Origin of the sequence: Cellulophaga algicola DSM 14237 (genome assembly GCF_000186265.1) — a bacterium.
GTDB classification, from domain to species: Bacteria; Bacteroidota; Bacteroidia; order Flavobacteriales; family Flavobacteriaceae; genus Cellulophaga; species Cellulophaga algicola.
Map to the genome: position 1 here is coordinate 3,766,715 of NC_014934.1, position 25,673 is coordinate 3,792,387.

Genomic DNA, 25,673 nt, shown 5'->3' on the forward strand with positions numbered 1-25,673 from the left:
ATAATGAAAAAAAATATAAATATCGCACTGTTAAAGTTTGTGGCCCTAGCAATTGTTTTGCCTTTGGCGTTGTTTTCTACTTCATGTAGTAACGATGAAGAAAATGACTCGCCCAGAGTAAGTGAGGTTTCGATGAAAACGCAGCCCAAAGTAAAGTATGTACTTGGTGAAATGTTAGATCTTACCGGTATGGTAATTACCTTGGGTAAAGGGGAGAATATAAAAGATGTACCCTATAGTTCTTTTGGCGAAGAAGGGATTACTACAGATCCAGAAAATGGTAAGGTGTTAGATTTTTCTGATGAAGCTGTGATTATCACCATAGGTGATACAGGGAGCGGTATGATTCAAGCTATAGACGTTACCAATGATATAGTAGCGCTTATAGTAAAAACAGAACCAAAGGCGAATTACGTAAGCGGGGAGACATTAGACTTATCTGGCCTTGTAGTAACTACAGTACAAGAGGATGGGACAACTGCAGATGTGGCTTTCGATGATTTTGGAAAAAAGTTTGGAACCACTCCAATGGATGGGGATGTTCTGGCGGTTGATAATACCAATGTTGTTATTTCTTATTTAGAATCAGAAGCAAAGGTTACTCAATCCATCGATGTAATCGCATTTGAACCGGTAAGCGCTACTTTAGTGACGGGACCTACAAAAAATGTATACGATATCGGGGAAAGGTTGAGCCTTGAGGGTACAGTAATTAATTATGTACTTCCAGGTGGGCTAGAAGTTGAGCTTTCTTTTGAGGATTTTGCTGCTTTCAATATTACGACGACGCCAGCCAATGAGGATAAACTGAAGTCTACGGATAACGAAGTTCAAGCAATGACAGCTTCTGGAAATGTGGTAGGAATACCTATAACCGTAAACCAATTGGATGTTACTGGAATGACTATGGAATTTGCACCAGACAAAACACTTTATGATGTTGGAGAATTGATAGACCTTAATGGGCTAAGCGTAAGATTAGCCGTTACAGGAAAAGATGATGTTATAGTTGCTTCAGAAGATTTTGATATCTATGGGATTACTACAAACCCAGTAGAAGGAACAGCTTATGAGGAAGGGACTACGGAAATCGTTGTTAGTTATCCAGGTATTGCAGATACTATTACTATATCCTTGGGGTCGGAGATCTTGTACGAATCTAATTTCACTGACGGTATTGATGGGTGGACCAATCAAGGTAATGATGGTGGTTCTTCCAATGTTTATGCGCAAGATGGAGTTATGATTTCTGATAATATTGTTGTAGGAACTAACACATATTCACTACAATTGTATAAACCAAGTATTACTTTAGAGAAAGATGCAAAATATAAAATTACTATTGAATTAATGGCTGTTCCTGGTGAAGGAGGTTTTGATTTTAGTTTTAGTGTTGGTGATGGTGATGGACGTGATGGTTATCAAAATTACTACGGAAATGAGACTTTATCACTTTTAGGTTCAGAATCCACAATATTTACTGGTGAGTTTACAATGTCGAATAACACTACAGATGCAGCTAGAATCTTATTGAATAATGGGTATCAAACCAACAGTGTTATAGTTAAGTACGTTAAGTTTGAAAAGTTATAACTAAAATAATTACTTAGTTAATTATAAATAGGGTTAAGGCTAAGGAATGATAAAATCATTTAGTCTTGACCCTATTACTTTTACCTAGTATAGGAAAACAGACCAATCGTATTTAAAGTACAAATTTTATAAATTTAATATCAAAAAACATAAAAATGAATAATAACAATTTATTAAAGCATTCCTTAATAGGGTTATGCTTAATTTCTTCACTATTAAGTTTTGCACAAAAATCAAAAATTGATATGCCTAAGGGGCGTATCGCTTTTAGTTCTGATGGAAATTTACATGATTCAGACGATTGGGGAGCAACCGCTTTTTCACTAGCACTTTTGCATTATGCAGATTTAGAAAAACGCTTTGTACATTATGATTATAATAATCATTTAGGAGATTCTAGAGAAAGTTGGGAGAAAATGATGGATGATGCTGCTAAAGGTGGTGCTAAACGATTTGGTCTCGATGTTTCTAAAGTATTTAATGACCAAACAGAAAAGGAAGCTGCAATTGCCAATTTTGTCAAAGAAGCTAAAAAAAGCAGTAAAAATAATCCACTTTGGTTTATCTGCGCTGGTCCAATGCAAATGGCTTATAGTTTAATAGAAGCTACTCCAGAAAATAAACGCCAATTTATTTATGCTATATCTCATAGTACATGGAATGAAGATCATACCCATGGCACTAATGAAAAAACCTGGGCAGATATGAAAAAAGATTTTCCATCTGTAACTTATTATGATATTATTGACCAAAACAATGCAAATGGTGAAGATGATTTTAAATCACATATAAACAACTGGATGTGGTTAAAAAACAGCTCAAATAAAAATTGGCAGTGGTTATACCATATAGATGATACCTACCAAGTGGATGAGTTAGAGACTTGGGATTCTAATACAGAAAAACATTTTGATATTTCTGATACAGGTATAACGTATTGGTTAATTACTGGTGGTCCAAACAATGGAAATGAAAAAGCAGGTTGGAAAGAAGTTAAAGCTCTTTTTGAAAACAAGCCCATTGAAATGACTAGCGCAACACCAGATGTTAAATTAACCTCTAGCGATTATATTTTTATAGAAGCAGAAAACACGACTTCTAATTTACAAGAATGGAACCTTTTAAAAAAGGGAGATGTTCATTACATAGAAAAAGCTTCTGGTTTTGCACATATTGAGTTTGCAGGTAATATGCCGAATACGGGAGAACCAAATTCACCTTTAGAATACACTTTTATTGCGCCTAAAGATGGAAATTTTAGATTATTAATGATGAGCAGTAAGCGATTGGAAGGCGTACAAGGTGATTGGTGTAATGATGGTTTTGTTAAAATGAAAGGTGATTTTACTTCAGAAACAAATTTATCTAAAGAGGAATTAGAAGATTATATTAAATATTTTCAAGAAGGGAGTACAAATACACCAGAATTAGAATGGCATTGGGGACAACGCGCAGAAAAAGGAACACATATGTTTTTTAACTTAATCTATGGACTGAAAAAAGGAGAACAATATACGTTAACCTTAGCAGGCAGATCAAAACGATTTAGTGTTGATTATTTAGTGTTTTATGATGCAGATAAATTTAGTTTAATTGATGCCAAAGCGCATTTTAAAAATCATTAAACACAATATCCGGTGCCATGTAAAAAAGACCTGCTCTTAGTTTTTCGGAATTAAGATTAGGTCTTTTTATTGTTTATCAGTTTTTGGATTTTAACCTGCTCAAAGTTTCTTGTGGTAAATTAATCAAACGTAGAAAAGGCGTACCGCAAGGCTCGTCTTTGAGCCCTCTACTATCCAACATTCTACTCAATGAGTTAGATAAAGAATTGGAGAAACGAGGACACAAATATGTTCGTTATGCCGATAATTTTAGTATCTACGTTCGTCTTAAAAAGTCGGCAAAGCGAGTAGGTAATAGTATCTATACGTATTTGTGAGATAAATTACACTTACCCATTAACCAAGAAAAGAGTTGCATTTGCCGCCCTCAAACTTTTTATTTGTTAGGGTACGGTTTTGTACCCACCTACAAAAAGGGAGAAAAGGGGAAATATCAACTGGTTGCGAAGAAGTCCAAATGGGCAGAATTAAAGCAAAAGCTAAAATACTTGACCAGAAAGACGATTCCAATGAGTTTTGATGAGCGAATGAAACGACTGAACTGGTTGATAAGAGGCTGAGTAAATTATTTCAAATTAGGTAGTATTCAGGGTAAACTGAAAAAGCTTGATCAATGGCTTAGGAATCGGTTACGCTACTGTATTTGGCATCACTGGAAGAAACCAGACTGCAAGCGTAAAAACTTAATACGGTTAGGGATTTCAAAAGAACAGGCATACGCTTGGAGTCGAACAAGAATGGGAGGATGGGCAGTAGCCCAAAGCCCTATACTGGGAACTATAATAAGCGTAAAACGATTAAAAATGCGGGGTTATATAAGTTTAGTCGAATACCACAAAACTGCATCATTACTGAACCGCTAAGTACGAGACCCGTACGCTTAGTGGTGTGAGAGGCGCAGTCCGTCCTAACTAGGGGCGGATCCGTCTAGTCGATGTGTGCTGTGTAATCTATGATAAAGATGGAGGTAGGTCCTCCGATGAGGGTTTTTAGGAAAACTCATCAAACCACTTCTATGACACATCCAAGGCAACAAAGGTGTGTGAAGCGATAGAAGAAAAGGCTATTTAAAATAGTCAGGTAGGGATAGAAGAGATGAGCGAAAGCGAACCTTGCGAAGAAGTGACGAAAAGACCAGTCGTTGTCAAAACCTGATTTATATCGAGGAATCGGGGATAAGTGTAGAGGGCACCTAATTACTGACTATACGGCAACCGTCATAAAGCGGGCATGACTTTTATCCAGGCTTTATCGTGGAACCACAGGAAGCCTATGTGCTATGCCAAAAGGAAAACACAAGCAGGAAATACCTGTGAGTCGATTACTAACGAGCGCATAGGTTGCGGATGAAGTTGTAGTAGTGTTGAAACTCCTGTAATGGGAGCGGAGCGAAGGACTTCAGTTATACAGTTTAAATTTAAGGACAACTTAAAATTGTAAGGATGATTTTTAAAGAACAAACAAAGTCGATTCCCATAACCAAGGAAATGGTGTGGGAGTCCTACAAGAAGGTAAAAAGTAACAGAGGAAGTGCCGGGATAGACCATCAAACCCTATCGGAATTCGATAGTGTACGTTCCAAGGAACTGTACAAGGTTTGGAATAGACTGGCATCAGGAAGTTATTTTGCACCTGCGGTAAAGCGGGTAAATATTCCAAAGGCAGGGGGCAAGACCCGACCTTTGGGTATTCCCACGGTAAGCGATAGGATAGCACAACAAGTGGTGAAGCAGTACCTTGAACCTAGGTTGGAATCCATATTTTCAGAAAACTCTTATGGATACCGTCCCAACAGGAGTGCACATTCGGCTATTGAAGTTGTACGTCGAAACGTACTACGATACAGCTGGGTGATAGATCTGGATATACAGGAATTCTTTGAGAATGTAGACCATGGTCTTCTGCTGAAAGCTTTGGAACGCCATGTTTCGGAGAAGTGGGTGTTGCTCTACATCAAACGGTGGCTGGAAGCTCCAGTAATACTAGAAGATGGAACGGTTAAAATATCCACGGGCAAAGGAACACCTCAAGGAGGGGTGATCAGCCCACTTTTGTCTAATCTATATATGCATTACTGTGTGGACAAATGGTTAGAGCAATACCATCCACAGGTAAAGATGGTGCGTTATGCAGATGACTTGATTGTACATTGTAGAAGTTATGAGGCAGCTGTCCATACACTTGAAGTTCTAAAAGAACGTCTGACAGAGTGCGGTCTGACCGCGCATCCTGAAAAGACTAAAATAGTGTACTGTAAGAAGGATGGCAGAGACCTCAAAGGGTATCCTGTACAATTCGATTTCTTAGGATTCAGCTTTCAACCGATAAGGTTCAGATTGAAAAAGGGAGGAAGCTTCCTTCAATTTGATTGTAAGATGAGCAGAAAATCTAAAGTTCGAATCACGGGAGAACTCCGTAAACTTGCTTTCCATAACAAAACTCAACGTGGGATACAGGATCTGGCAAATCTGCTGAACCCCAAGATCCGTGGTTGGGTTCGGTATTATGGAAAGATAAGTCGTAGGAGTCTGCAACCTCTTTTCTATTACCTACACAATCGTATGCTCGGATGGATATTGAACAAGTATAAACGCTTCAAAGGAAGCAAAATCAAAGCTGTAAAATGGCTTAGGTTTATTACAAAATCATATCCAAATCTGTTCTATCATTGGGAACTGGGGTACAAATTGGTCTAAATTTATTTAGACATTATCGACTGTATAACAAGAGCCGTATGAATCGAGAGGTTCACGTACGGTTCTGTGAGAGGTTTAGGGGTGAAACTCCTCTTTACCTACTCGACTGGCAATAGTGTTTTTCAATACATTAATAAGCGAATATCATTTTTTTCATTAAAAGACATAAATGTTTTGAATCCCTTTTTTAAATATATACCACCTTTATCAGCTTCTAAAAACCCTTTAATTAAATCATTTTCTGTTTGGTCAATAAACTCAAGATTATATTCATTTGAATGAGTCAAAGTTAATTTTCCATTTAATTCAGGAATATTTTTGTTGTCCGATTTTATTTTAAAATCAATTGTTCGTATTTTATTCGATGTTTTTTTTGAGTCAATTTCTGTTACAATAATTTTTCCTTCAATTAATCCAAACCAATTTTCTAGTATATTTTTTAAGGTTTCATTTTTTTGTCTTTCTTCTAGAAGCCATAATAGTTCTTCATAAACATTTTTAAGTAACTTGAAAAAATCCTTAACGAATTTTGAGCTTTTTATTTTTACAAATTGATTTCGTTCATTATAATCAAAACTATCTGAGTGTTTTTTTACTATTTTTAGAATTGAATCATCGGTAATTTGAGACCCAGCGTGTATTATTTTATTTCTTATTAATTGAATTTCTTTTAATTTTGAAATATAACTCTTAAATGGTTCTTTTGGAATGTCAATTACAAGCTCTAAGTAGTTAAATGATGCTTTTAAATAATCCCTTGAGTTGAAATGCGAGATTTTGATTTTTTGATTAAATGTTTGGGAAGATATATCGCAAATTTTGTTCAAAAAATTTTCATTTAAAGAATAGAGAGCAATTAATGTAGACTTACTAAAAAGGTCCAAAAAGTCAGAGTATTTTTCTCCTATTTCTTCAGTTTCCTCAATTTTATTTTCTGATAAATAATCTATTCCTGAAATATGTATCGCATAACTTATATTATTTTGGTCTTCAGGGTTTTCTGCTCCAAGAGTTTCATCATATCTTTTTTGAGCTTCTTTCTCTACTGTTATATATCTTGTATTCAGTGATTTTAACTCTTCTTGCTTATTTTTTAAATAAGAATTGATGGTATTTAAGTGTTGTTTCTCATATAAGTCAAGTTGGTTCTTTATATCCAAAAAGGATTTTTCAAGAATTTCAATTTTCCTTTCATTGTTTATGTAGTGAAATGTAACTTGAAATGTTGTCATTCTATTTTTTTTGCATTATTGCCAACGATAGATGTATAATTTGTGGCCTTTATTCATATCAGTTAGTTTAGGCCATAAATTATACAGCGTGTTGTGTGCCGTTTTATTTTAATTTTTACTTTTCTAAAATTAGCAATAAAAAAGGTAACCGTTTAAAATACCGAACGTAATAGATCCATTTTTTTAAAGATTACCCATACTTATGTTTTTATGTAGAAGCATGAAACGTTAGTATGGGAAACAGAAAAATCGATCTCCTATTTTGTTATAAATCCATAATTATTTGACTTTGTATTTTATTTTAACGTCCTTATAACAAGTATTTTAACGTGATAACGTTTAGAAAGTCTTCTTTCTACGCCATCAAGCGCAATACTTGAGTTATAATTCCATCCTAAAGGCTGTAATTTATAACTAACAAAATAGGAGATCTCCCATTTCTTTATTCATAAACCTTTTCACATAAACTTTAAAAAAATGTCTTAGCGGTATTGCAAATGGCATCACAACGGTTTAGCTATGAGTAGTGCGAAGGCAAGGAAACCTTTTGGTTTCCGTCTGAGCACGTAGCAAAAGCTTTTTGTTTTGTTTTAAATTTTTTTCATCAGAACAAAATCCTAAAGATTTTGCGGACACATAAATATACACAAACCTTTGAATTAAACACCAAAGCCCGCATTACTTATAGGTGTTCTTGTAGGTAGGTTTTTCCAGTTTATTTTTGTGCTTTTCTGCGTATTTAAAATATAAATCCTCCATTGGACCATCTGGATAATTAGAAAATTCACTGTCCAATTTCATCATTATTCTTTCGGAATTTTCGTCTGAACTATCGAAAAACCAACTATCATTTTCTGGAAGTAATTCAATCGCTTGTTTTATGATTTTTGAAGATTTTATCGCCCCAATTTCATTTAGTGATTTTACTATTTGTTCTTTATGTTCTGGAAATCTTTCTTGTAAAAAACTTAAAATACTATCTGCTTGACCTGCATTTTCCATATGCATACTCAGAAATAGATTCAGTTGAATTTGGTTAAGTGAATTTGGATTTTTATCGTGTCTATTTACTAGAATTTCATATAATGCTATTGAAAAATCGGAATTATCTCGTAATGAAAATAGTTTTTCAATATTTTCCTCTTGCACAATTTTTTCTCGATCACGTATTGCATCTTTCATTTCTTCTGTCATCCAAGAAAGTGCACTAAATGATTCCTTTTCCATAGTTTTAATTTTTTTCTTGACGTTTTTTATAGCTTACCTACAACGTTGTTGTATATGGTTTGTTGCGTGTTTCAAGCAACTAATTTAGTAAATAATTACCGACCAAGAAAGTCCGCGAGGACTTTCGTAAGTAGGCAAGAAGCCAGCAATAAATTATATACGGTGTTGCCCACAGTATTTTTAATTCGAAAGTGTTAATTCAATTGCCATTAAACTATACTTTCCGTTATATTTTTTAATTCCTCCATTGTTTTTCCAAACTTTTCTCCATTTTCCTTGGTTAAATATCCAACTATTTTCATCAGTTTCTGCAGGAATTGTTCCTATTGCAGGTTCGTAAGAAATTCCTTCTAATTTTTTTCTTGAACCTTCCATTGTATATTTATATTCGTACTTATTTTCTTCTATTATAAACCACTCAATAGCAATAAAAAAACCACTTTTGGGAAATTCAATATTTAATTTTGAAACGTCAATTTCAGTCGTTTTCTTTCCTTTCTTTGCAATTCCAATTATGTTTTGGTTATAAATATAATTTTTAGGTTCTCCATTTTCCCTTACACCATAAAGTCTAATATTAAACTTTGAGTTTTTTACGTCGCTTTTTGTTAAAACTCGTATTGTTTTTAGAAAGGATGTTTTTTCATAGTCATCTTTATATTCAAAATATCGAGCAGTAATCCAAGGTTTTATTCCGCAACCAAAGTAGTTATTGATTTTAGATTTTTTAAATTCACCAATTGTCAATTCTTGAGTTAATTTTTTAGAACTGATTACTATTTCTTCTAATTCAGTTATTAAAGGTTTTAATTTTACAGTATTTTTTATTGAATCAGATGATATTTTCCTCGTCTCAAACCCGATTGCAGAAAATAGAACTATTTTATTTCCATCAATTTCTAATTCAAATTCTCCATTTTCGTTCGATGTTGTTCCAATGTTTTCATTTTCCACCCAAATATTTACATAAGGTATTTTTCCTTTCGTTTCGCTGTCAATGATTACTGATTTTAATTGACCAAAACAAATGTTTGAAATTAAAAAAAATGTTATTAAAAGTGCTTTTTTCATATTGTGGTAACGTTGCAGCTATGCGTAGTGCGGAGGCAAGGAAACTTTTACTTTCCGTCTATGCACGAAGCTAAAGCTTATTGTTTAGTTTTATTTTTTTGTTTCAAAGCTAAATCCATAAGATTTAGCGACCTTATAAATATACACAAACCTTGCCGTTTAAGCTTTAAAGCCCGCATTACGTATAGGTTGTGTTGTACCACGTTTTATTTTTTTTCAACGCCAATTATTTTACTCAGCTTATTTAGTCCATTTTCGGAAATAATCCGAAATCCAAATTCGATAAAAACAAAACGTAATGCGATTGGAAACATTATTGTCGGAAATATTAATTCTTTTGAGTTTCCAAATCCGTTTATTATTAACGAAATTATAAATCCAATAATTGGGAGTAGGAAGAGTCCAAATAAAACTGTTTTAAAGTTCTTGTTTATTCCAATTTTCAAAACCCCATTTTTATTTTCAAGTTTACCTTTTATCACACAGAAAGCTCCGTAAACTTTTTTGGATAACTTAACTTCAAATTCTGAATCATTTATTTTTCCGATAAAAACTTGCTTATCCCAGTCAGAAACGAATTGCTTTTCCGACAGCGTTTTCTTTTGTAATTCAGATATTGCTATCGAACTATCTTCTGTTAATGTAACCAAATGTATTTTAGTTGGAAAGATTTTCATTCAGGTTACAAGCTTTTCTTAAATGTGGTACAACGGTCTTGTATAAGAATAGTAGGGCGGAAAAAAGCGACTACAATTCGGTTAAACACAAGCCGAATTTTTAAATTTTTCTTATTATCTTTTTTGTTTAATAAGCCAAATTTAAAAATTTGGCGACCTTGCAAAAGTACTTTTATCATTGGTTTAAGCGGCAATTGCCCTATTATTTTTATACGGTATTCTACACAGTTATTCCTCCGACTTTATCCGTTCTTCCTTGAAATCCGCTATTAACCATTCGCTTTTACTAATGTTATATTTAATAATTTTAATATTCGAATTAATAGATTTTTCTTGAAAAAAGAAATAAATTAAACCTTTACTTCTGACCCTAGTTTTTTTTAAGTTACTTCTATCTAAAAACCCTAAATATTTAAAGTTATCATTAATTTTAAGATGGTTATTTTCTATCAAAATCTTTTTGATTAGAGTACCAATTTTTTCTTTATTTTGCTCAAGAACCAATGTCTCAAATAGCTTTTCGTTATTTTCAATTTTTTTTGTAGAATTTTCATTAAAAATAATTCTGGTAAGTTTTTTTGATAAATTATTAAACTTTTGCATTGGAAGCACTCCCGAAGACATTTCAGTTCCACCAGCTAAATATATGAAAAGTTCATTTTCTGTAATGGGCTTAATCTCTGCTAAATATAATGGATGACCATAGTTCACATACGAGCCAGAACGTATAGAACCTCCAAAGTACTCATTTTTTATGAATTTTTTATCATCCGTAAATTCATAGGTGTTTAAATATGTTTTGCCGTGTTTATATAGCATAAGGTATATTGTTTTATGCTCCAAAATAACATCGCCAATAATTATATGTTTTCTTATATCTCCAGAGATATATTCTTGTTCTTTCTCGTATATTTTGGAGTATTCAAAATGGTCGATTAACACACTGTCTTTTTTGCTATTGTAAACGTATATATTCCAAAAGGTTTTCTGTTCTTTTAGATTTGTATCAACAAGCATTTTTATTTCCAAATTATCGATTTTTTTTGTGTATGCTTCCATTGTATTGATTGTTTTATCTGTTATTTGCGCTTTGCAGTTAGATAGACTGATGAGCGTTATGATTAAAAAAAATAGTCTTCGTATCATAGTTCTATGGTTATGGTGTTATCTTCAAAATAATGCAACTCGCTTGTGGTTTTATAAAGCTTAAAGGCTAAATACTTTTCCATATCTACGGTCATTGTTTTATACAAAAAAGGTGTCTTTCCTCCAGATGCAGTTTGTATGTCAAGATATACACCCGAATGCCTTGCATCAAGAAAAGGCTCGCCAAGTGCATCTTTTTTTGCGAAAACCACACCCGTTAGTGAATTGGATGAATATATGTTGAGCAATTCTTTCGGTTTTGCAAAAAATTTACTGCCCTTTGCCCCATACGATGGGTCGTAGTACTTTTGCTCTGTGCCTTTGTCAAAAGTTGCAAAAACGTGGTCCCAAAAAAAGTGCATTGGTTTGTCGTTGCCCTGTGCCTTATTTCCTGTTGGTGGATTCTCAATCGGGGCTTTCGGGTCTTTTATTGTCCACGTTTTTACCAAAAAAATGGAATTTATGAATTTAGGAGGTATTGGTGCCGGTACAAGACCCGCACCAACTGCAGAAGTAAAGGCGAATTGATTTGCTTCTATGCCTTGTGAAAGTGCAACGTAAATGAACAAAGAAGTAAACTCTCCACAACGTGCCTCGCCATCACGTAAAAGCGTTCGTAAGCCTCTTGTAAAACTTCCAGTTAATGAACTTGCATTACGCCAATATCCCAAACCTTGGCTACTCAAATCTTTGTCCAAATAAACTGTTCCCTCTCTCGTTCTCGTAATTTTTTTTGGTTCAAACTCCTTAAAAATAGCATCAAGTATTTGTTCTTGGTTGTCTGCTGTTTTTTTGGTGGTATTACCTAATCCTTTGGCTTGCTTGCAACCAATTGAAAGTAAAGTTTCAGTAATATTTTCTTTTCCTTTATTAAATGTGGCTTCTATTTTTAAATCAATATCTTCAATTGATGGGGAATTACCCTTAAAAGTACCGTATAGAGGCTCTTTCCAAGTAACGTAAAGTGTATTTATACAAGAACCTGCTTTTACCCAATTACTCCCATCTTCCGAGTATTCAAAGACAAGTTCAAAATTTTGGATATGTTGTATGGTATCGTTATAGGGTTTGTTGTTACTTTTAAAGGTTACCTCAAACTCGCCACTTTTCTTTCCCTTTTCAATGCCAAAGGTGTATTTATTGTCCTTGTCGGTTATCCTAATTTCGGGCGGTTTGGTAAATGGGTCGCTCGATGTTACCTTTAAGGTTGCCGTAAGTTTTATTTTGTCGGTGCTTGAAAATGTAATGGGAATGGGTTCAGGCTTTATCGTGCTATAATCATCTGGATTTGTTCGTTTATATAGCCAATGGTAATATTTACCAACATCTTCAAGGATGTAGAATTTTTTGTAGTCGCTGAAATCCGCCACGTCATCGCTACAAATATCGTATGTTGTGTCAAAGGCAACTTTGGTAAGCACCAAAATAGCTTTGGGTGCAGCAGCTTGCCCATACGTTTTTACGCCTGTAATTATTTTTTTTGATGAATCTGACCCTTGTTGCTTTTTGGAAGCTTCAAGTTCAAGGGTATTGTCCATTAGTTTTTTGTGACGGTCAAGTTTTACCCTCTTTTTTTCTTGGATTTCGTTCTCTCTGATTTGGTTTTCTTCCGTCCAGAGTGATTTGAGTTTAGCCTTTAGGTCGGTGATATAGTTTTCTAAATCCACACCGCTGAGTTCTTCCCTGTTTATGGATGGTTCAGCGTTTTCATCGGAGCTGCCAAATAGGTTTGTCCAAAAACTTGAATTTCTATCGCTCATTGCCCCGAATTTAAAAATTGGACTTTGCCACCCATTGCACAATTTATGAATGTTTTGTCAATTAGTGCGTTTTTCCCTTCAATGAATACGTCTTTTTTAAAATCAACCCATTCCAAAAGTGAGATACAGCCTTTGCACGGTTTTTGGGTAATTGAGCAAACCGCAAAATCAATGGTGTTTACAATTGGGTTTTTGTCAATGGTGGAACAAGAATAGACACCGTTGTGTGTCAATACTTTTTTAGTTGCCTTTATTTGGCAAGGCGCACTTCCTTTGTCGCAAATCATTGTTGCGCCATCCTTTATATATTCAAAAGTTCCGCCGTCCTCTGGTTGTATTAGTACTCCCATAATCTTTTTTTTTTCGTTCGAGTTTTTTTTTTAATTGTGTAGAACGTTTAGTATAAGGAACGTAGGGCAGTTGATAGGCACTTTCGTTTCGGTTTATTACTTAGCTAAATATAAATATTTTGCTTTTATCTTTTCTTCTATAAACGCCAAATTTTATATTTAGCGGACTTTGTAAATAAACACAGAACTTTGGAGTTAGCACAAATGCCCTATGTTTTTTATACCTTGTTGGCAATAGTGTTTTTCAATACATTAATAAGCGAATATCATTTTTTTCATTAAAAGACATAAATGTTTTGAATCCCTTTTTTAAATATATACCACCTTTATCAGCTTCTAAAAACCCTTTAATTAAATCATTTTCTGTTTGGTCAATAAACTCAAGATTATATTCATTTGAATGAGTCAAAGTTAATTTTCCATTTAATTCAGGAATATTTTTGTTGTCCGATTTTATTTTAAAATCAATTGTTCGTATTTTATTCGATGTTTTTTTTGAGTCAATTTCTGTTACAATAATTTTTCCTTCAATTAATCCAAACCAATTTTCTAGTATATTTTTTAAGGTTTCATTTTTTTGTCTTTCTTCTAGAAGCCATAATAGTTCTTCATAAACATTTTTAAGTAACTTGAAAAAATCCTTAACGAATTTTGAGCTTTTTATTTTTACAAATTGATTTCGTTCATTATAATCAAAACTATCTGAGTGTTTTTTTACTATTTTTAGAATTGAATCATCGGTAATTTGAGACCCAGCGTGTATTATTTTATTTCTTATTAATTGAATTTCTTTTAATTTTGAAATATAACTCTTAAATGGTTCTTTTGGAATGTCAATTACAAGCTCTAAGTAGTTAAATGATGCTTTTAAATAATCCCTTGAGTTGAAATGCGAGATTTTGATTTTTTGATTAAATGTTTGGGAAGATATATCGCAAATTTTGTTCAAAAAATTTTCATTTAAAGAATAGAGAGCAATTAATGTAGACTTACTAAAAAGGTCCAAAAAGTCAGAGTATTTTTCTCCTATTTCTTCAGTTTCCTCAATTTTATTTTCTGATAAATAATCTATTCCTGAAATATGTATCGCATAACTTATATTATTTTGGTCTTCAGGGTTTTCTGCTCCAAGAGTTTCATCATATCTTTTTTGAGCTTCTTTCTCTACTGTTATATATCTTGTATTCAGTGATTTTAACTCTTCTTGCTTATTTTTTAAATAAGAATTGATGGTATTTAAGTGTTGTTTCTCATATAAGTCAAGTTGGTTCTTTATATCCAAAAAGGATTTTTCAAGAATTTCAATTTTCCTTTCATTGTTTATGTAGTGAAATGTAACTTGAAATGTTGTCATTCTATTTTTTTTGCATTATTGCCAACGGATTTGTATATGAAAAGTAGCGCAGAAAATAAGCGATAACTTTTCGGATGAAACAAAAGCCGAATTTTTAAATTTTGCTATTTATTTTATTTTTGGGAAATCGTCAAATTTAAAAATTTGGCGACTTCCTAAAAATGCCCGAACCTTTGTGTTAGCTACGACTTGCGCTATTTTTTATATACGTTGTTCTAAGCAGTTGTTTTTGCAACAAATATGTTCTTGTTGTTTTTCTAATTGTCTCTTTTGTGAGCATATTTTTCAATGGTTTCAGAAGTAGTTGTTGAAAATTGATGCCCTTGAGATTCCCAATAGGGGATTTGTGATATTAAATAGGTGTGAATGCTAATAGTCCCTTTTCCACGAATAATAATTTCATTTACAGTCCCTTTATACCATAACTCTAAAAAAGTATTCTTTATTCCTCCGTCATACTCAATCTCTTTTTCGGCTAGAATTTTGAAATCGTTTAACTTTATTCCTTCGTCAATCAATAATTTTTTAAAGTCACTAACATTTATTTGTTTTTCTAATCTTTTACCTTCTTTAAAAAGCCATTTTGTCATACCTCTACTAATTCTAATCACTGATTTATTAATAGTATCAATATTAACCGTACTTTCGACTTTGTAATTTTTAACTATTTCATCCCAAGCATCATATTGTTTGGTTTGGCTATCTCGCATATCTCTCAATTTCGTGGGTAAATTTGATAGTCTATAGCCGTGGCCAGCATTTAGGACTCTATGAGGGGTTTGCATTTTTATAGAATCTATATTTTTTAAATATTTACTTGTTACTAAAAGACTTACTTCGGTTTTTGTTGAATTACACGAAGTGACAAATAGTATTATAAAACAGCTTTTAATAATAAATTTTAACATTATCTGACTTTTTATTGCTTTGTTTTTCTTTTTTATAATAGTAGCGTTTACTATTTTGACCAATATCACTTTCATAAATATCAGTTGTGACAGCTGATATTTTCACTGGCCCCCTAAGATCATACAAGTCTGTAGCCGGTAATACTAAACTTGACCCTCCTATTACTTCAGCTATAAAATTTATTGTTGTCGTGGCTAATTTATATGTTTTGCTTACAGGAATAAAATTAGAAAGTATTCCAATTGCGGTTCTTGAGTTATCAAATTTTGCAATTTTCTCATTAATTCTAGCAAAAGGGTAAGTTGTATCTTTTTCTCTTGTGAATTTCGCAATTTCATTAATATGTTCAGAAAAATCAGAACCTAAATCGATAGTTACATTTTTTTCGCAAACTAAAAGATTATCACATATAATATTATCTAAATTTTGAGGCTTTGCGTTATAGGTTTCATCGCTTTTTGTTTTATGTTCAAAATATATTCTAGTATTTAAGGCATCGTCTATAATCCCACCACCTATCATTTTTACTTCATCTATAGTTAACCTATTATGCCAACCACAAATTATAGTTCCATTACCATCTAAACCAACTGAGCTAATATCCACTAATCTATACATAGTGTCATTATCCCTTGGATTAAGAAATTCAAAGTAGCGTTTCATATCAAATTTAGAAACAACTGTCAAAGCATACTTTTCTCCATTAACTACTTTGTCAATAACATGACAAAAATAATAATATTGTTGCTCTTTGAAAGGTTTCATTGGTTCTTCATGAGAGTTATCTCCACCAATAGACATAGATAAGTCATGCGTTTCTCCATTTACTGATGCAGTGGCTGTCATTTCTGATTTTTTGAGAAATATATCTACTAATTTCTTTTTCATCTTTTAAGTATTTTGTGTTGGCTGACATTCATGTTTAATAATGTACTCGATGTAATCGTGAAAGGCATTAGCCAAATTTAGCATTAATTTGTCGTGTTGCGCCTCACTTTCTTTAGATGCTTTTATTATTCTTTCAGTTACTTGAATAATATGTTTTCCTTCTTTAAAACTATAATATACTTCATTTTGCACATATCCTTTGGTCGTTTTTATTAAAGGTTGTTTAATTTTATTATTTCGTCCTTTTTCTTGTAAGATTTTAAATGATTCTTCATCAATTTTATTACCATAAACTAGCTTAAATTGATTTATAAAAACTTTCGATTCATTGTCTTTGCAGTAGTCTATAAGTTGCTTAATAGCCACTCTGCTAGAAATCGAAATATCATCATTATCATTATAAGCTTCTGCTTTTAATTTTTCTTGATTAGCAGTTGCCTCCTTAATGTATTTAGATGATAATACTTTGTCTATAATATTAATTTTTGGAAATGGTATATCTGTTATTGGCATTGTAACTGTTAGAGGTTTTGGGGTATTACTACCAATGATTACATTGCTTTCTCCTGATATAATAATCCCACCGTGTGCAGTCATACTACCTACTGTTGCAATTGGAACTCCATTGATTAAAACTGTTGGATTACCTTGAGCAATTACATCGGGAGGGCCAACGCAAGTACACATATCTCCCATTCGAGCAGCAGGCTTACCATTTATAAAAACATTTGGAGAGCCTTGGGTTATTGGTCCGCCTACGTGTGGTGTTGTGCCACTACACATTGGACATGTATGGTTACTCCCTACCGTTGCCGCTGGTTTTCCTGCCATAATTCTTTTTCTTTTTTTTAGTTTTCGTTATGCTCAGCCGTTTGAGTGAGCAATTGCTTAGAACGGTCTTGTGTATGATTAGTGGCGTGTTTAAGTAACTAATTTAGTAAATAAAAACCGAATAGAAAATCCGCGAGGATTTTCGTAAGTAAGCGAGAACAAGCCATTAATTATACACGTTGTGTGTGCCCAGTATGGGCATCTTTACCTTATAGCAATATAAGGATTTATTTAGAGGGTGTAAGTCCCTTATGCGCTGGAGTAACGTCTGGAAGCATTAGTAAGTCGCAAGGGTGGTAACTGCGAAGTTACATCTGAAGAAAGCGAGACTACAAAACTCGGTACTGACGAACAGGAACCGTATACAGAGGCATATTCATCTGGGTAAGCAAGCACATCATTGTAACGCCCCAAGATTACAAAAAGGTAAGTATGTAGATACGGCAGGGATGGAGTGAAACCTGCCTGCCGGCAGGCAGGGAAGATGTTTTTACCTGGGGAGATCTCTATAATCACGAGTTGGTATAGTAGAGAAGTCAGCCGAGGTCATAGTACTTACAGGAAACGAGCTAGGGAAAAACCCTAGAGGTCTCATGAGTAAGGAAGGACTGAACGTTAAATCACGTCTAGATTCGTATAGGAATCCGTTAATTGGATAGCCTATACCTAGAAGGACAAGAACAGTACGAAATGATAGCAAAAGTAGTAGCAGCTAGAAACTTGAGTGACGCCTGTAAAAAGGTGGTCGGCAATAAAGGTTCAGCAGGAATAGATGGAATGACTGTACAAGAGCTAAAGGCATTTATAGATGCCCACCGCTCAAAAGTGGTACACCAACTTATTTCCAAAAGCTACAGGTCACAAGCTATCAAAGGGGTAGCGATACCCAAGGCGAATGGTAAGACCAGATTACTGGGAGTACCAACGGTAGTAGATAGATGGCTTCAACAAGCGGTAAGCCAACAACTAGTGATTCATTTCGAACTCGATTTCGAATCAGAAAGTTACGGTTTCCGCCCAAGGAAGAACCTTCAACAGGCAGTATTAAAAAGTCAAGAGTACATCAATGATGGCTACCAAGACTTAGTAGATATCGACCTTAAAAGTTTCTTTGATGAAGTCCAACACTATAAACTACTTCAGCTTATTTATAACAAGGTTAAATGTCCGACCACCTTATGGTTAATCCGCAAATGGTTACGAGCGCCTATTTTAAAGAATGGGCAACTGTGTAAGCGCAGAAAAGGATTACCACAAGGCAGCCCATTAAGTCCGTTATTGTCTAACATCATGTTAGACCAATTGGACAAACATCTAAAAGTACGAGAGTTCAGGTTCATTCGCTATGCTGATGATTTCAGTATTTACACAAAATCAAAAGCAGCGGCACGAGCGATAGGGAATGAGGTTTATCTGTTTTTAAAGGAGAAACTGGATTTACCTGTAAACCGAGCAAAGAGTGGTATTCGTAGACCCTCTACGTTCAAGGTGTTGGGTTATAGGTTTACGCCAGTCTATAAGAAAGGCGTAAAGGGGAAGTATCAGTTAATAGTAAGTGAATCGGCTTGGCAAACACTCAAACGCAAGCTCAGGTACCTTACCAAGAAAACGCTACCATTTTCATTAGCAGAAAGGCTACAACGCTTAAAACTCATCTATAGAGGGTGGTTGAACAATTTCCGATTGGGAAATATAGAGACCAAACTTAAAAAGCTGGATGAATGGTTACGTAACCGACTACGCTACTGCATATGGCACGATTGGAAGAAACCAGAGCGTAAGCGCAAGAATCTTATTGGCTTAGGCATAAAACAGGGACAAGCGTATGCTTGGAGTAGAACAAGAATGGGAGGCTGGGCAGTAGCCCAAAGCCCTATACTCAGAACTACTATTACTGAAAAGCGCTTAAGAAAAAGAGGTTATGAAAGTATGCTAACGTACTACCACGTTGTAAAGTTCTGATATAACGAACCGCCGTATACGAGACCCGTACGTACGGTGGTGTGAGGGGTGCACTCCGTCATTTGATGGCGGAGCCATCCACTCGATTCTACACAGTTATTCTTCCGACTTTATCCGTTCTTCCTTGTAGTTGCCTATAAGCCATTCATTTTCATAGTTATCGTAACGAATTATTTTGATGCCTTCCATTTTATTTATTTGGTAGAAAAAATAAATTATTCCCCCTTTAATTTTGTTGATTTGCTCTAAATCTATTTTAACGCTCCTATCATAAATATAATCTACATAGTTAAAATTATCTTCTTTTTTCATTAATTTACTTTCAAACAGAATTTTCTTGATTTCAATACCAATTTTTTCTTTATTATTTATATTCAAAGTTTCAAATAGCTTATCATTATCTTTTACAACTATTTTAGAAGATTTGTTAAAAATAACTTTTGTAAGTTTCTTTTTAAGATTATCGAATTTTAATAAAGTAATGCTTCCATTTCCCGAGAATACTTCTGTACCTCCGTCAAATTTTATATAAATTTCATCTTCTGGAAAAATCTTAATTTCTGCATCATAAAATGGATGCCCAAAATTTAAATATGTTCCAGTTGCTAATTTAGCAGCGAAATATTCGTTTTTGATGAATTTTTTATCATCTGTAAATTCATACGTATTTAAGTATGTTTTACCGTGTTTGTATAGCATAAGGTATATTGTTTTATGCTCCAAAATAACATCCCCGATAATTATGTGTTTTCTTATATCTCCAGAGATATATTCCTGTTCTTTCTCGTATATTCTTGGATATTCAAAATGGTCGATTAAAACGCTGTCTTTTTTGCTGTTGTAAACATAGATGTCCCAAGAGGTTTTTCTGTCTTTAATGTTGGTTTCAACAAACATTTTCACTTCCAGATTATCGAGCTTTTTTGAGTATGATTCCATTGTTGTTGCTGTTTTATGTGTTGTTTGCGCTTTACAACTGCTTAAACTAATAAACAGTAATGTTACTAATAATAGTTTCTGTATCATAATTCCGTGATTATAGCGGTGTCTGTAAAATATGGTAAATCGGTGGTGGTTTTATATAAGTTAAATGCTAAATATTTTTCCATATCAAGGCTGATAGTTTTATACAAAAATGGAATTTTACCACCGCCAGCAGTCTGTAAGTCAAGATATGCGCCTGAATGTCGTGCATCAAAAAAAGGCTCGCCCATTATATCTTCTTTTGCGAAAAGTACACCCGTTAGGGAATTGGATGAATAGGTGTTGAGCAATTCTTTTGGTTTTGTAAAAAATTTACTGCCCTTTGCCCCATACGATGGGTCGTAGTACTTTTGCTCTGTGCCTTTGTCAAAAGTTGCAAAAACGTGATCCCAAAAAAAGTGCATTGGTTTGTCGTTGCCTTGTGCCTTATTGCCTGTTGGTGGATTCTCAATCGGGGCTTTCGGGTCTTTTATTGTCCACGTTTTTACCAAAAAAATGGAATTTATATATTTTGGTGGTATTAAAGCAGGAATTAGACCTGCACCAACGGCAGAGGTAAATGCAAATTTGTTAGCTTCTATACCTTGAGAAAGAGCAATATGAATAAAGAAAGAAGTAAACTCGCCACAACGTGCCTCGCCATCACGTAACAACGTTCGCAAGCCTCTTGTAAAACTTCCCGTAAGAGAACTGGCTTTTCTCCAATAGCCCAAACCTTCGCTACTTAAATCTTTGTCCAAATAAGCCGTTCCCTCTCTTGTTCTCGTGATTTTTAAGGGTTCAAATTCCTTAAAAATAGCATCCAGTATTTGCTCTGCGTTATCCTCTGTTTTTTTTGTGGCGTTGCCCAGACCTTTTGCCTGTTTGCAACCAATACTCAGTAAAGTTTCTTGTATGTTTTCCTTGCTATTAAAAGATGCTTTGATTTTCAACGTCTCTTTTTGGCTACTTTCTATTCTATATGAGCTATATTTGGGTTCTTTCCAGGTAAGATAGAGTGTGTTTATGCAAGACCCTGCTTTTGTCCAAGCGCGACCGTCCTCTGAATATTCAAAAATCAGTTCAAAATTCGGGATATGTTGTACGGTATCTTCATACGGTTTGTTATCACTTTTAAAGCTTACCTCAAATTCGCCACTTGTCTTTCCTTTTTCAATACCGAAAGTATATTTACTGTCCTTGTCCGTTATCCTTATTTCGGGCGGTTTGGTAAATGGGTCGGTAGTGGTAACTTTTAGGGTTGCCGTAAGCTTTATTTTATCGGTGCTTGAAAATGTGATTGGAATTGGTTCGGGTTTTATTGTGCTGTAATCATCGGGGTTTGTCCGTTTGTATAGCCAATGGTAATAGTTGCCGCCATCTTCAAGGATGTAGAATTTTTTGTAATCGCTGAAATCTGCCACGTCGTCGCTACAAATATCGTATTTTGTGTCAAATGCCACTTTGGTAAGTACCAAAATTGCTTTTGGTGCAGCAGCTTGTCCATACGTTTTTACGCCTGTTATTATTTTTTTTGATGAATCTGACCCTTGTTGCTTTCTGGAAGCTTCAAGTTCAAGGGTATTGTCCATTAGTTTTTTATGGCGGTCAAGTTTAACTTGTTTTTTTTCCGTGATGTTGTTATCTCTGATGTGATTTTCTTCCTTCCAGAGTGATTTGAGTTTATCCTTTAGGTCGGTTATGTAGTTTTCCAAATTCACACCGTTGAGTTCTTCCCTATTTATGGCAGGTTCAGCGTTTTCATCTGAACTGCCAAAAAGGTTTGACCAAAAATTTGAATTTCTATCGCTCATTGCCCCGAATTTAAAAATTGGACTTTGCCACCCATTGCACAATTTATGAATGTTTTGTCAATTAGTGCGTTTTTCCCTTCAATGGATACGTCTTTTTTAAAATCAACCCATTCCAAAAGTGAGATACAGCCTTTGCATGGTTTTTGGGTAATTGAGCAAACCGCAAAATCAATGGTGTTTACAATTGGGTTTTTGTCAATGGTGGAACAAGAATAAACACCGTTGTGTGTCAATACTTTTTTAGTTGCCTTTATTTGGCAAGGCGCACTTCCTTTGTCGCAAATCATTGTTGCGCCATCCTTTATATATTCAAAAGTTCCGCCGTCCTCTGGTTGTATTAGTACTCCCATAATCTTTTTTTTTCGTTCGAGTTTTTTTTTAATTGTGTAGAACGTTCGGTATATGGCTCGTAGCGAACAAAATACACAATTACTTTCGGATGAACAATAAGGCAGATTTTTAAATTTTACTATTTATCTTTTTCTTGTAAATCGTCAAATTTAAAAATTTGCCGACCTAGCAAATAGACCTACACTTCGATTAAACTGCGACCTCGCTATGAGCTATATACTTTGTTAGGCAACGTTATTTTTTTAATTCAATAACATCTAAAATTATCGTATTCGATTTTATATTATAATTCCTAATATCTATTGTATCAGAGATATAACCTTTTTTACTAATAACTAAAGTGTAAGAATAGTAAGGTCTAGAATATTTATTAGGTTTAATAAGAAAGTATTTTTTAATTTCTTTTTTTATATAAAAATCCCCTTGTTCGTTAGTGAAAGTTGGAATTTCTCCATTACAATCACTATTTAAACAATCGATAAAAAGGACCTTAGCGTTATTAATTGGTTTTTTAGTTGAATGATTAAAAACCTTTCCTTCAAGATTTGCTCTTAATATAAAATCTTTCTTACAAGACGACATTGTTAATAATATGATTAATATAAAAAGTCTCATTTTAACTCTAATTTAGTTAACCATAATAAACTTAATACATCTTTTTCAGACGCTACAACTTTATTAAAATCAGCAACGTATTCTTCATCATAGTATTTCATTAAATCAATTTCATCTTTTGGATATTTTAATCCTCCATTTTCTGATTGTAAAAGTGTTGATGTTCCTTTGTGTTTTTTCGAATATGAATGCCCACCGTAAGCTAATAAAATCTCGTGACCTATCTCGTGTGCTGAAGTTTCTTGAAATATAGGTACAGCAAATGACTCATTCCGCCATCTCCAGTCCGATTTAATGTTATACCAATCAGAAAAATCTAAATAACCTATGTTATAGTAGAGTATTCTTGAAAACTCCCAGTTTCTTGACCTACCTGGTTTTCCATTAGTTATATATTCTATTTCTGGTGTTTTCATTCCGTTTTCATCTTGTATAGCATTCACAATTATTTCCCAATTTTTATCACTAATTATTGTTCCAAAAGTATTTGTATATCTTCTACTCCAATGAGTATTAATTCCGTCTAAGGCCATTTCTTTTAATATTTCAAAACTTTTAACTCTAGACATAATTGGGGTTTTACCATATTTTTTTATTTCCTTTTCAGGTATTTTATCCCAAGGACAAATTTTAACAATTGGTGCATTACGTGATTTACCTAATTCATAACATTCTTTATCAGTTCCTTTTTCTCCACCATCTTTTAAGTTTACACGTAGAGTAACATCAATTCTTGAAGCAGTTTTATCTATCTTAACATCTACCCATTCTACTTTATCATAATTGGCTTCAAAATCGGTAGAACTTCTGTCTATGTTTCCATCAGTGTCTTTTCCTGTAGCATAAAAGTTTAAACTTTTTGCTTGGGTTAGTTTTGCAGTATCTAAAATACCATTGTTATCAAAACCATCCCATTGCCAAATATGTTCTCCTTGTGTTAGTTTTGAAACATTTGAAATAGTTTCTTCGTATATAACGTTCTTTCCGTCACGTATTTGTATTAATAATTCAATAGCATCATTATCTTCTATATTATAAGTAAACTGAAAAAAATCTCTTTCTTTTTTCCCGTTGAAGTCTGGTATTCCTAATGGTATAAAAAATGGCATTTTAAGATATTTTAGTTTTTACTTTTAATATATTCTCTTTATTGACTGTTTGAGTTTCATTTGTACTGTCTTTGAAAGTTTCTCTCCAATATGCAGAATATACTCCATTAGAATTAGAATCTTCAACACCAGCACAAGTGATTTCTAAAGTTTCGGACATTGGATTTGAACCTGTGGCAGAGAAATCGTTTTTCCAACCAACAAGATGGCAATCATAAAAATATAGTTTACGAGTTTTTCCTCCCATAATAATAGGATAAATATGTAATTCTGGAGTGTCTACCTTTGATGTGACGATTTTCTTGAGCTTATAAATTATATATTTGATTTATGGCAAAAAAGTATGACAATGAATTTAAAGTGATGATAGTAGAACTATTAAATTCAGGAATTAAGACGAAACAAATTAGTGAGGACTATGACTTAAGTTTAAGTATGATTGGTCGTTGGAGACGAGAATACAAGCTAAAATCTGGAGATTTTTCAAAGAAGAAGGAACTCTCTATTGAAGCTCAAGAACTTAAAGCTTTAAAGAAGGAATTGAAGAATGTAACTATGGAACGTGACATCTTAAAAAAGGCGGTAAGCATCTTCTCCAAGAACGACTTGTAATATATCAATTCATTTTAAAAAATGTTGATATCTATCCAGTTGAGAAGGTGTGTAAATCAATGAAAGTTAGTAAAAATTCTTATTATCATTGGCTTAAAAACAAAGATGTTGTAGTTTCCAAAACTGCTACAGCGTTTCTAAAAGAAAGAATCAAAATTATTTTTGAGCAAAGTAGAGAGATTTATGGCAGCTATAGGATTAAAAAAAAGTTAGAACGAGAAGGTCTATTTTATTCCCGTTCTTACATCGGATTATTAATGAAAGAACTGGGAGTAAGAAGTGTTTTAAAGAGAAAATTTGTAGTCACAACAGATGCTAATCACAGTTATTTAGTTGCTAAAAATGAGCTAAATAGAGACTTTTGTAGTTTTAAATTAGGTGAGAAATGGGTGTCTGATATTACTTATATTCGAGTTAATGATGATTGGAACTATTTAACAACCATCATAGATCTTGCTGACCGAAAAGTTGTTGGTTGGTCTTTAAGTGAAGATATGACCACTCAAAATACCGTAATGAAAGCTTGGATTGATGCCAGAAAAGCAAGAAATATTAGCAATAATCTTATTTTTCACTCTGATAGAGGTGTCCAGTATGCATCAAACAAAATAACCAGTATTTGCGATTATAATCTTAAAATAACTCAAAGTATGAGTAGAAAAGGTAATTGCTGGGACAATGCGGTAGCTGAAAGTTTTTTTAAAACAATTAAATACGAGTGGCTGTATCGTTTTAAGTATACATCGTATAAACAGTTATATGAGTCTCTTGAGAACTATATTTACTGGTATAATACTGAAAGATTACATTCTAGTTTAGGATATCTCTCACCTCTAGAAATGGAACTAAAAATGAGAGGGTTTATTAAAAATGTAGCTTAAGAAAATA

General features: G+C 33.6%; 23 protein-coding genes and 1 pseudogene. 7 read left to right on the forward strand and 17 right to left on the reverse strand.

From position 1 onward, the window contains the following. Positions 1–3: 3 nt before the first annotated feature. From CELAL_RS16365 to ltrA (CELAL_RS16380), 5 genes and pseudogenes are all read left to right on the forward strand, one after another. Complete coding sequence (locus tag CELAL_RS16365; RefSeq protein WP_013552002.1) at positions 4–1,593, forward strand: carbohydrate binding domain-containing protein; 1,590 nt, start codon at positions 4–6, stop codon at positions 1,591–1,593. Positions 1,594–1,748: 155 nt separating this feature from the next. Continuing rightward, complete coding sequence (locus CELAL_RS16370; RefSeq protein ID WP_013552003.1) at positions 1,749–3,218, forward strand: hypothetical protein; 1,470 nt, start codon at positions 1,749–1,751, stop codon at positions 3,216–3,218. Positions 3,219–3,301: 83 nt separating this feature from the next. Next, positions 3,302–3,535 carry a reverse transcriptase domain-containing protein gene (locus tag CELAL_RS22955; protein ID WP_456151071.1) on the forward strand — a complete coding sequence of 78 codons (234 nt, stop codon included), beginning with the start codon at positions 3,302–3,304 and terminating at the stop codon, positions 3,533–3,535. Positions 3,536–3,790: 255 nt separating this feature from the next. After that, positions 3,791–4,081 (forward strand): annotated as a pseudogene (locus tag CELAL_RS22960) (group II intron reverse transcriptase/maturase); the annotation flags it as partial. A gap of 579 nt (positions 4,082–4,660) precedes the next feature. After that, positions 4,661–5,914, forward strand: coding sequence for a group II intron reverse transcriptase/maturase (gene ltrA / locus CELAL_RS16380; RefSeq protein WP_013549079.1), 1,254 nt, complete (start codon positions 4,661–4,663; stop codon positions 5,912–5,914). Positions 5,915–6,036: 122 nt separating this feature from the next. Here the strand turns inward: ltrA (CELAL_RS16380) and CELAL_RS16385 are convergent, their stop codons facing one another. From CELAL_RS16385 to CELAL_RS22790, 11 genes are all read right to left on the reverse strand, one after another. Then, positions 6,037–7,146: a hypothetical protein gene (locus CELAL_RS16385; RefSeq protein ID WP_013552004.1), complete on the reverse strand. Its 1,110-nt coding sequence runs from the start codon at positions 7,144–7,146 to the stop codon at positions 6,037–6,039. Positions 7,147–7,824: 678 nt separating this feature from the next. Beyond that, entirely contained in the window at positions 7,825–8,373 is a 549-nt protein-coding gene (locus CELAL_RS16390) for a DMP19 family protein (RefSeq protein WP_013552005.1), read from the reverse strand. 180 nt (positions 8,374–8,553) lie between these two features. Continuing rightward, entirely contained in the window at positions 8,554–9,444 is an 891-nt protein-coding gene (locus CELAL_RS16395) for a carboxypeptidase-like regulatory domain-containing protein (protein WP_013552006.1), read from the reverse strand. A gap of 206 nt (positions 9,445–9,650) precedes the next feature. Next, on the reverse strand, positions 9,651–10,121 hold the full coding sequence (locus CELAL_RS16400) for a hypothetical protein (protein WP_013552007.1): 471 nt from the start codon (positions 10,119–10,121) through the stop codon (positions 9,651–9,653). A gap of 228 nt (positions 10,122–10,349) precedes the next feature. Next, the gene (locus CELAL_RS16405; protein ID WP_013552009.1) at positions 10,350–11,180 is read right to left on the reverse strand and encodes a hypothetical protein; all 831 of its coding nucleotides are present in this window, start codon (positions 11,178–11,180) and stop codon (positions 10,350–10,352) included. Positions 11,181–11,263: 83 nt separating this feature from the next. Beyond that, positions 11,264–13,027: a hypothetical protein gene (locus tag CELAL_RS16410; protein WP_013552010.1), complete on the reverse strand. Its 1,764-nt coding sequence runs from the start codon at positions 13,025–13,027 to the stop codon at positions 11,264–11,266. Next, positions 13,024–13,377: a DUF4280 domain-containing protein gene (locus CELAL_RS16415; protein WP_013552011.1), complete on the reverse strand. Its 354-nt coding sequence runs from the start codon at positions 13,375–13,377 to the stop codon at positions 13,024–13,026. Before CELAL_RS16415 ends, CELAL_RS16410 begins: the two co-directional genes overlap by 4 nt. Before the next feature lie 244 nt (positions 13,378–13,621). After that, positions 13,622–14,731 carry a hypothetical protein gene (locus CELAL_RS16420; protein ID WP_013552004.1) on the reverse strand — a complete coding sequence of 370 codons (1,110 nt, stop codon included), beginning with the start codon at positions 14,729–14,731 and terminating at the stop codon, positions 13,622–13,624. A gap of 257 nt (positions 14,732–14,988) precedes the next feature. After that, a complete protein-coding gene (locus tag CELAL_RS16425) occupies positions 14,989–15,441 on the reverse strand; it encodes a hypothetical protein (RefSeq protein WP_148229699.1) in 453 nt (150 codons plus the stop codon). A 178-nt stretch (positions 15,442–15,619) separates the two neighbouring features. Further along, positions 15,620–16,528 carry a hypothetical protein gene (locus CELAL_RS16430; RefSeq protein WP_013552013.1) on the reverse strand — a complete coding sequence of 303 codons (909 nt, stop codon included), beginning with the start codon at positions 16,526–16,528 and terminating at the stop codon, positions 15,620–15,622. A 3-nt stretch (positions 16,529–16,531) separates the two neighbouring features. Beyond that, positions 16,532–17,359, reverse strand: a complete 828-nt coding sequence (locus CELAL_RS22790; RefSeq protein WP_013552014.1) for a PAAR domain-containing protein — start codon at positions 17,357–17,359, stop codon at positions 16,532–16,534. Between the two features lie 651 nt (positions 17,360–18,010). Between CELAL_RS22790 and ltrA (CELAL_RS16440) the strand changes: the two genes are divergently transcribed. Further along, the gene (gene ltrA, locus CELAL_RS16440) at positions 18,011–19,321 is read left to right on the forward strand and encodes a group II intron reverse transcriptase/maturase (protein WP_013552015.1); all 1,311 of its coding nucleotides are present in this window, start codon (positions 18,011–18,013) and stop codon (positions 19,319–19,321) included. 96 nt (positions 19,322–19,417) lie between these two features. Here the strand turns inward: ltrA (CELAL_RS16440) and CELAL_RS16445 are convergent, their stop codons facing one another. The 6 genes from CELAL_RS16445 to tssD form a co-directional block, all read right to left on the reverse strand. Continuing rightward, positions 19,418–20,347: a hypothetical protein gene (locus tag CELAL_RS16445; RefSeq protein WP_013552016.1), complete on the reverse strand. Its 930-nt coding sequence runs from the start codon at positions 20,345–20,347 to the stop codon at positions 19,418–19,420. Next, positions 20,344–22,098 carry a hypothetical protein gene (locus tag CELAL_RS16450; RefSeq protein WP_013552017.1) on the reverse strand — a complete coding sequence of 585 codons (1,755 nt, stop codon included), beginning with the start codon at positions 22,096–22,098 and terminating at the stop codon, positions 20,344–20,346. Before CELAL_RS16450 ends, CELAL_RS16445 begins: the two co-directional genes overlap by 4 nt. Next, on the reverse strand, positions 22,095–22,448 hold the full coding sequence (locus tag CELAL_RS16455) for a DUF4280 domain-containing protein (RefSeq protein ID WP_013552018.1): 354 nt from the start codon (positions 22,446–22,448) through the stop codon (positions 22,095–22,097). Before CELAL_RS16455 ends, CELAL_RS16450 begins: the two co-directional genes overlap by 4 nt. A gap of 235 nt (positions 22,449–22,683) precedes the next feature. After that, on the reverse strand, positions 22,684–23,064 hold the full coding sequence (locus CELAL_RS16460; protein WP_013552019.1) for a hypothetical protein: 381 nt from the start codon (positions 23,062–23,064) through the stop codon (positions 22,684–22,686). Continuing rightward, complete coding sequence (locus tag CELAL_RS16465) at positions 23,061–24,173, reverse strand: hypothetical protein (RefSeq protein ID WP_013552020.1); 1,113 nt, start codon at positions 24,171–24,173, stop codon at positions 23,061–23,063. The genes CELAL_RS16460 and CELAL_RS16465 overlap by 4 nt, the downstream gene beginning before the upstream one ends. A gap of 1 nt (position 24,174) precedes the next feature. Beyond that, positions 24,175–24,420, reverse strand: a complete 246-nt coding sequence (gene tssD / locus CELAL_RS16470) for a type VI secretion system tube protein TssD (RefSeq protein WP_013552021.1) — start codon at positions 24,418–24,420, stop codon at positions 24,175–24,177. A gap of 83 nt (positions 24,421–24,503) precedes the next feature. Here tssD and CELAL_RS16480 point away from each other — a divergent pair. Further along, positions 24,504–25,666, forward strand: a protein-coding gene (locus CELAL_RS16480; protein WP_085951520.1) for an IS3 family transposase whose coding sequence is annotated in 2 segments (ribosomal slippage) — positions 24,504–24,741 and positions 24,741–25,666 — 1,164 coding nt in all. Because the reading frame shifts where the segments join, the coding sequence is not laid out codon by codon here. Positions 25,667–25,673: the final 7 nt, after the last annotated feature.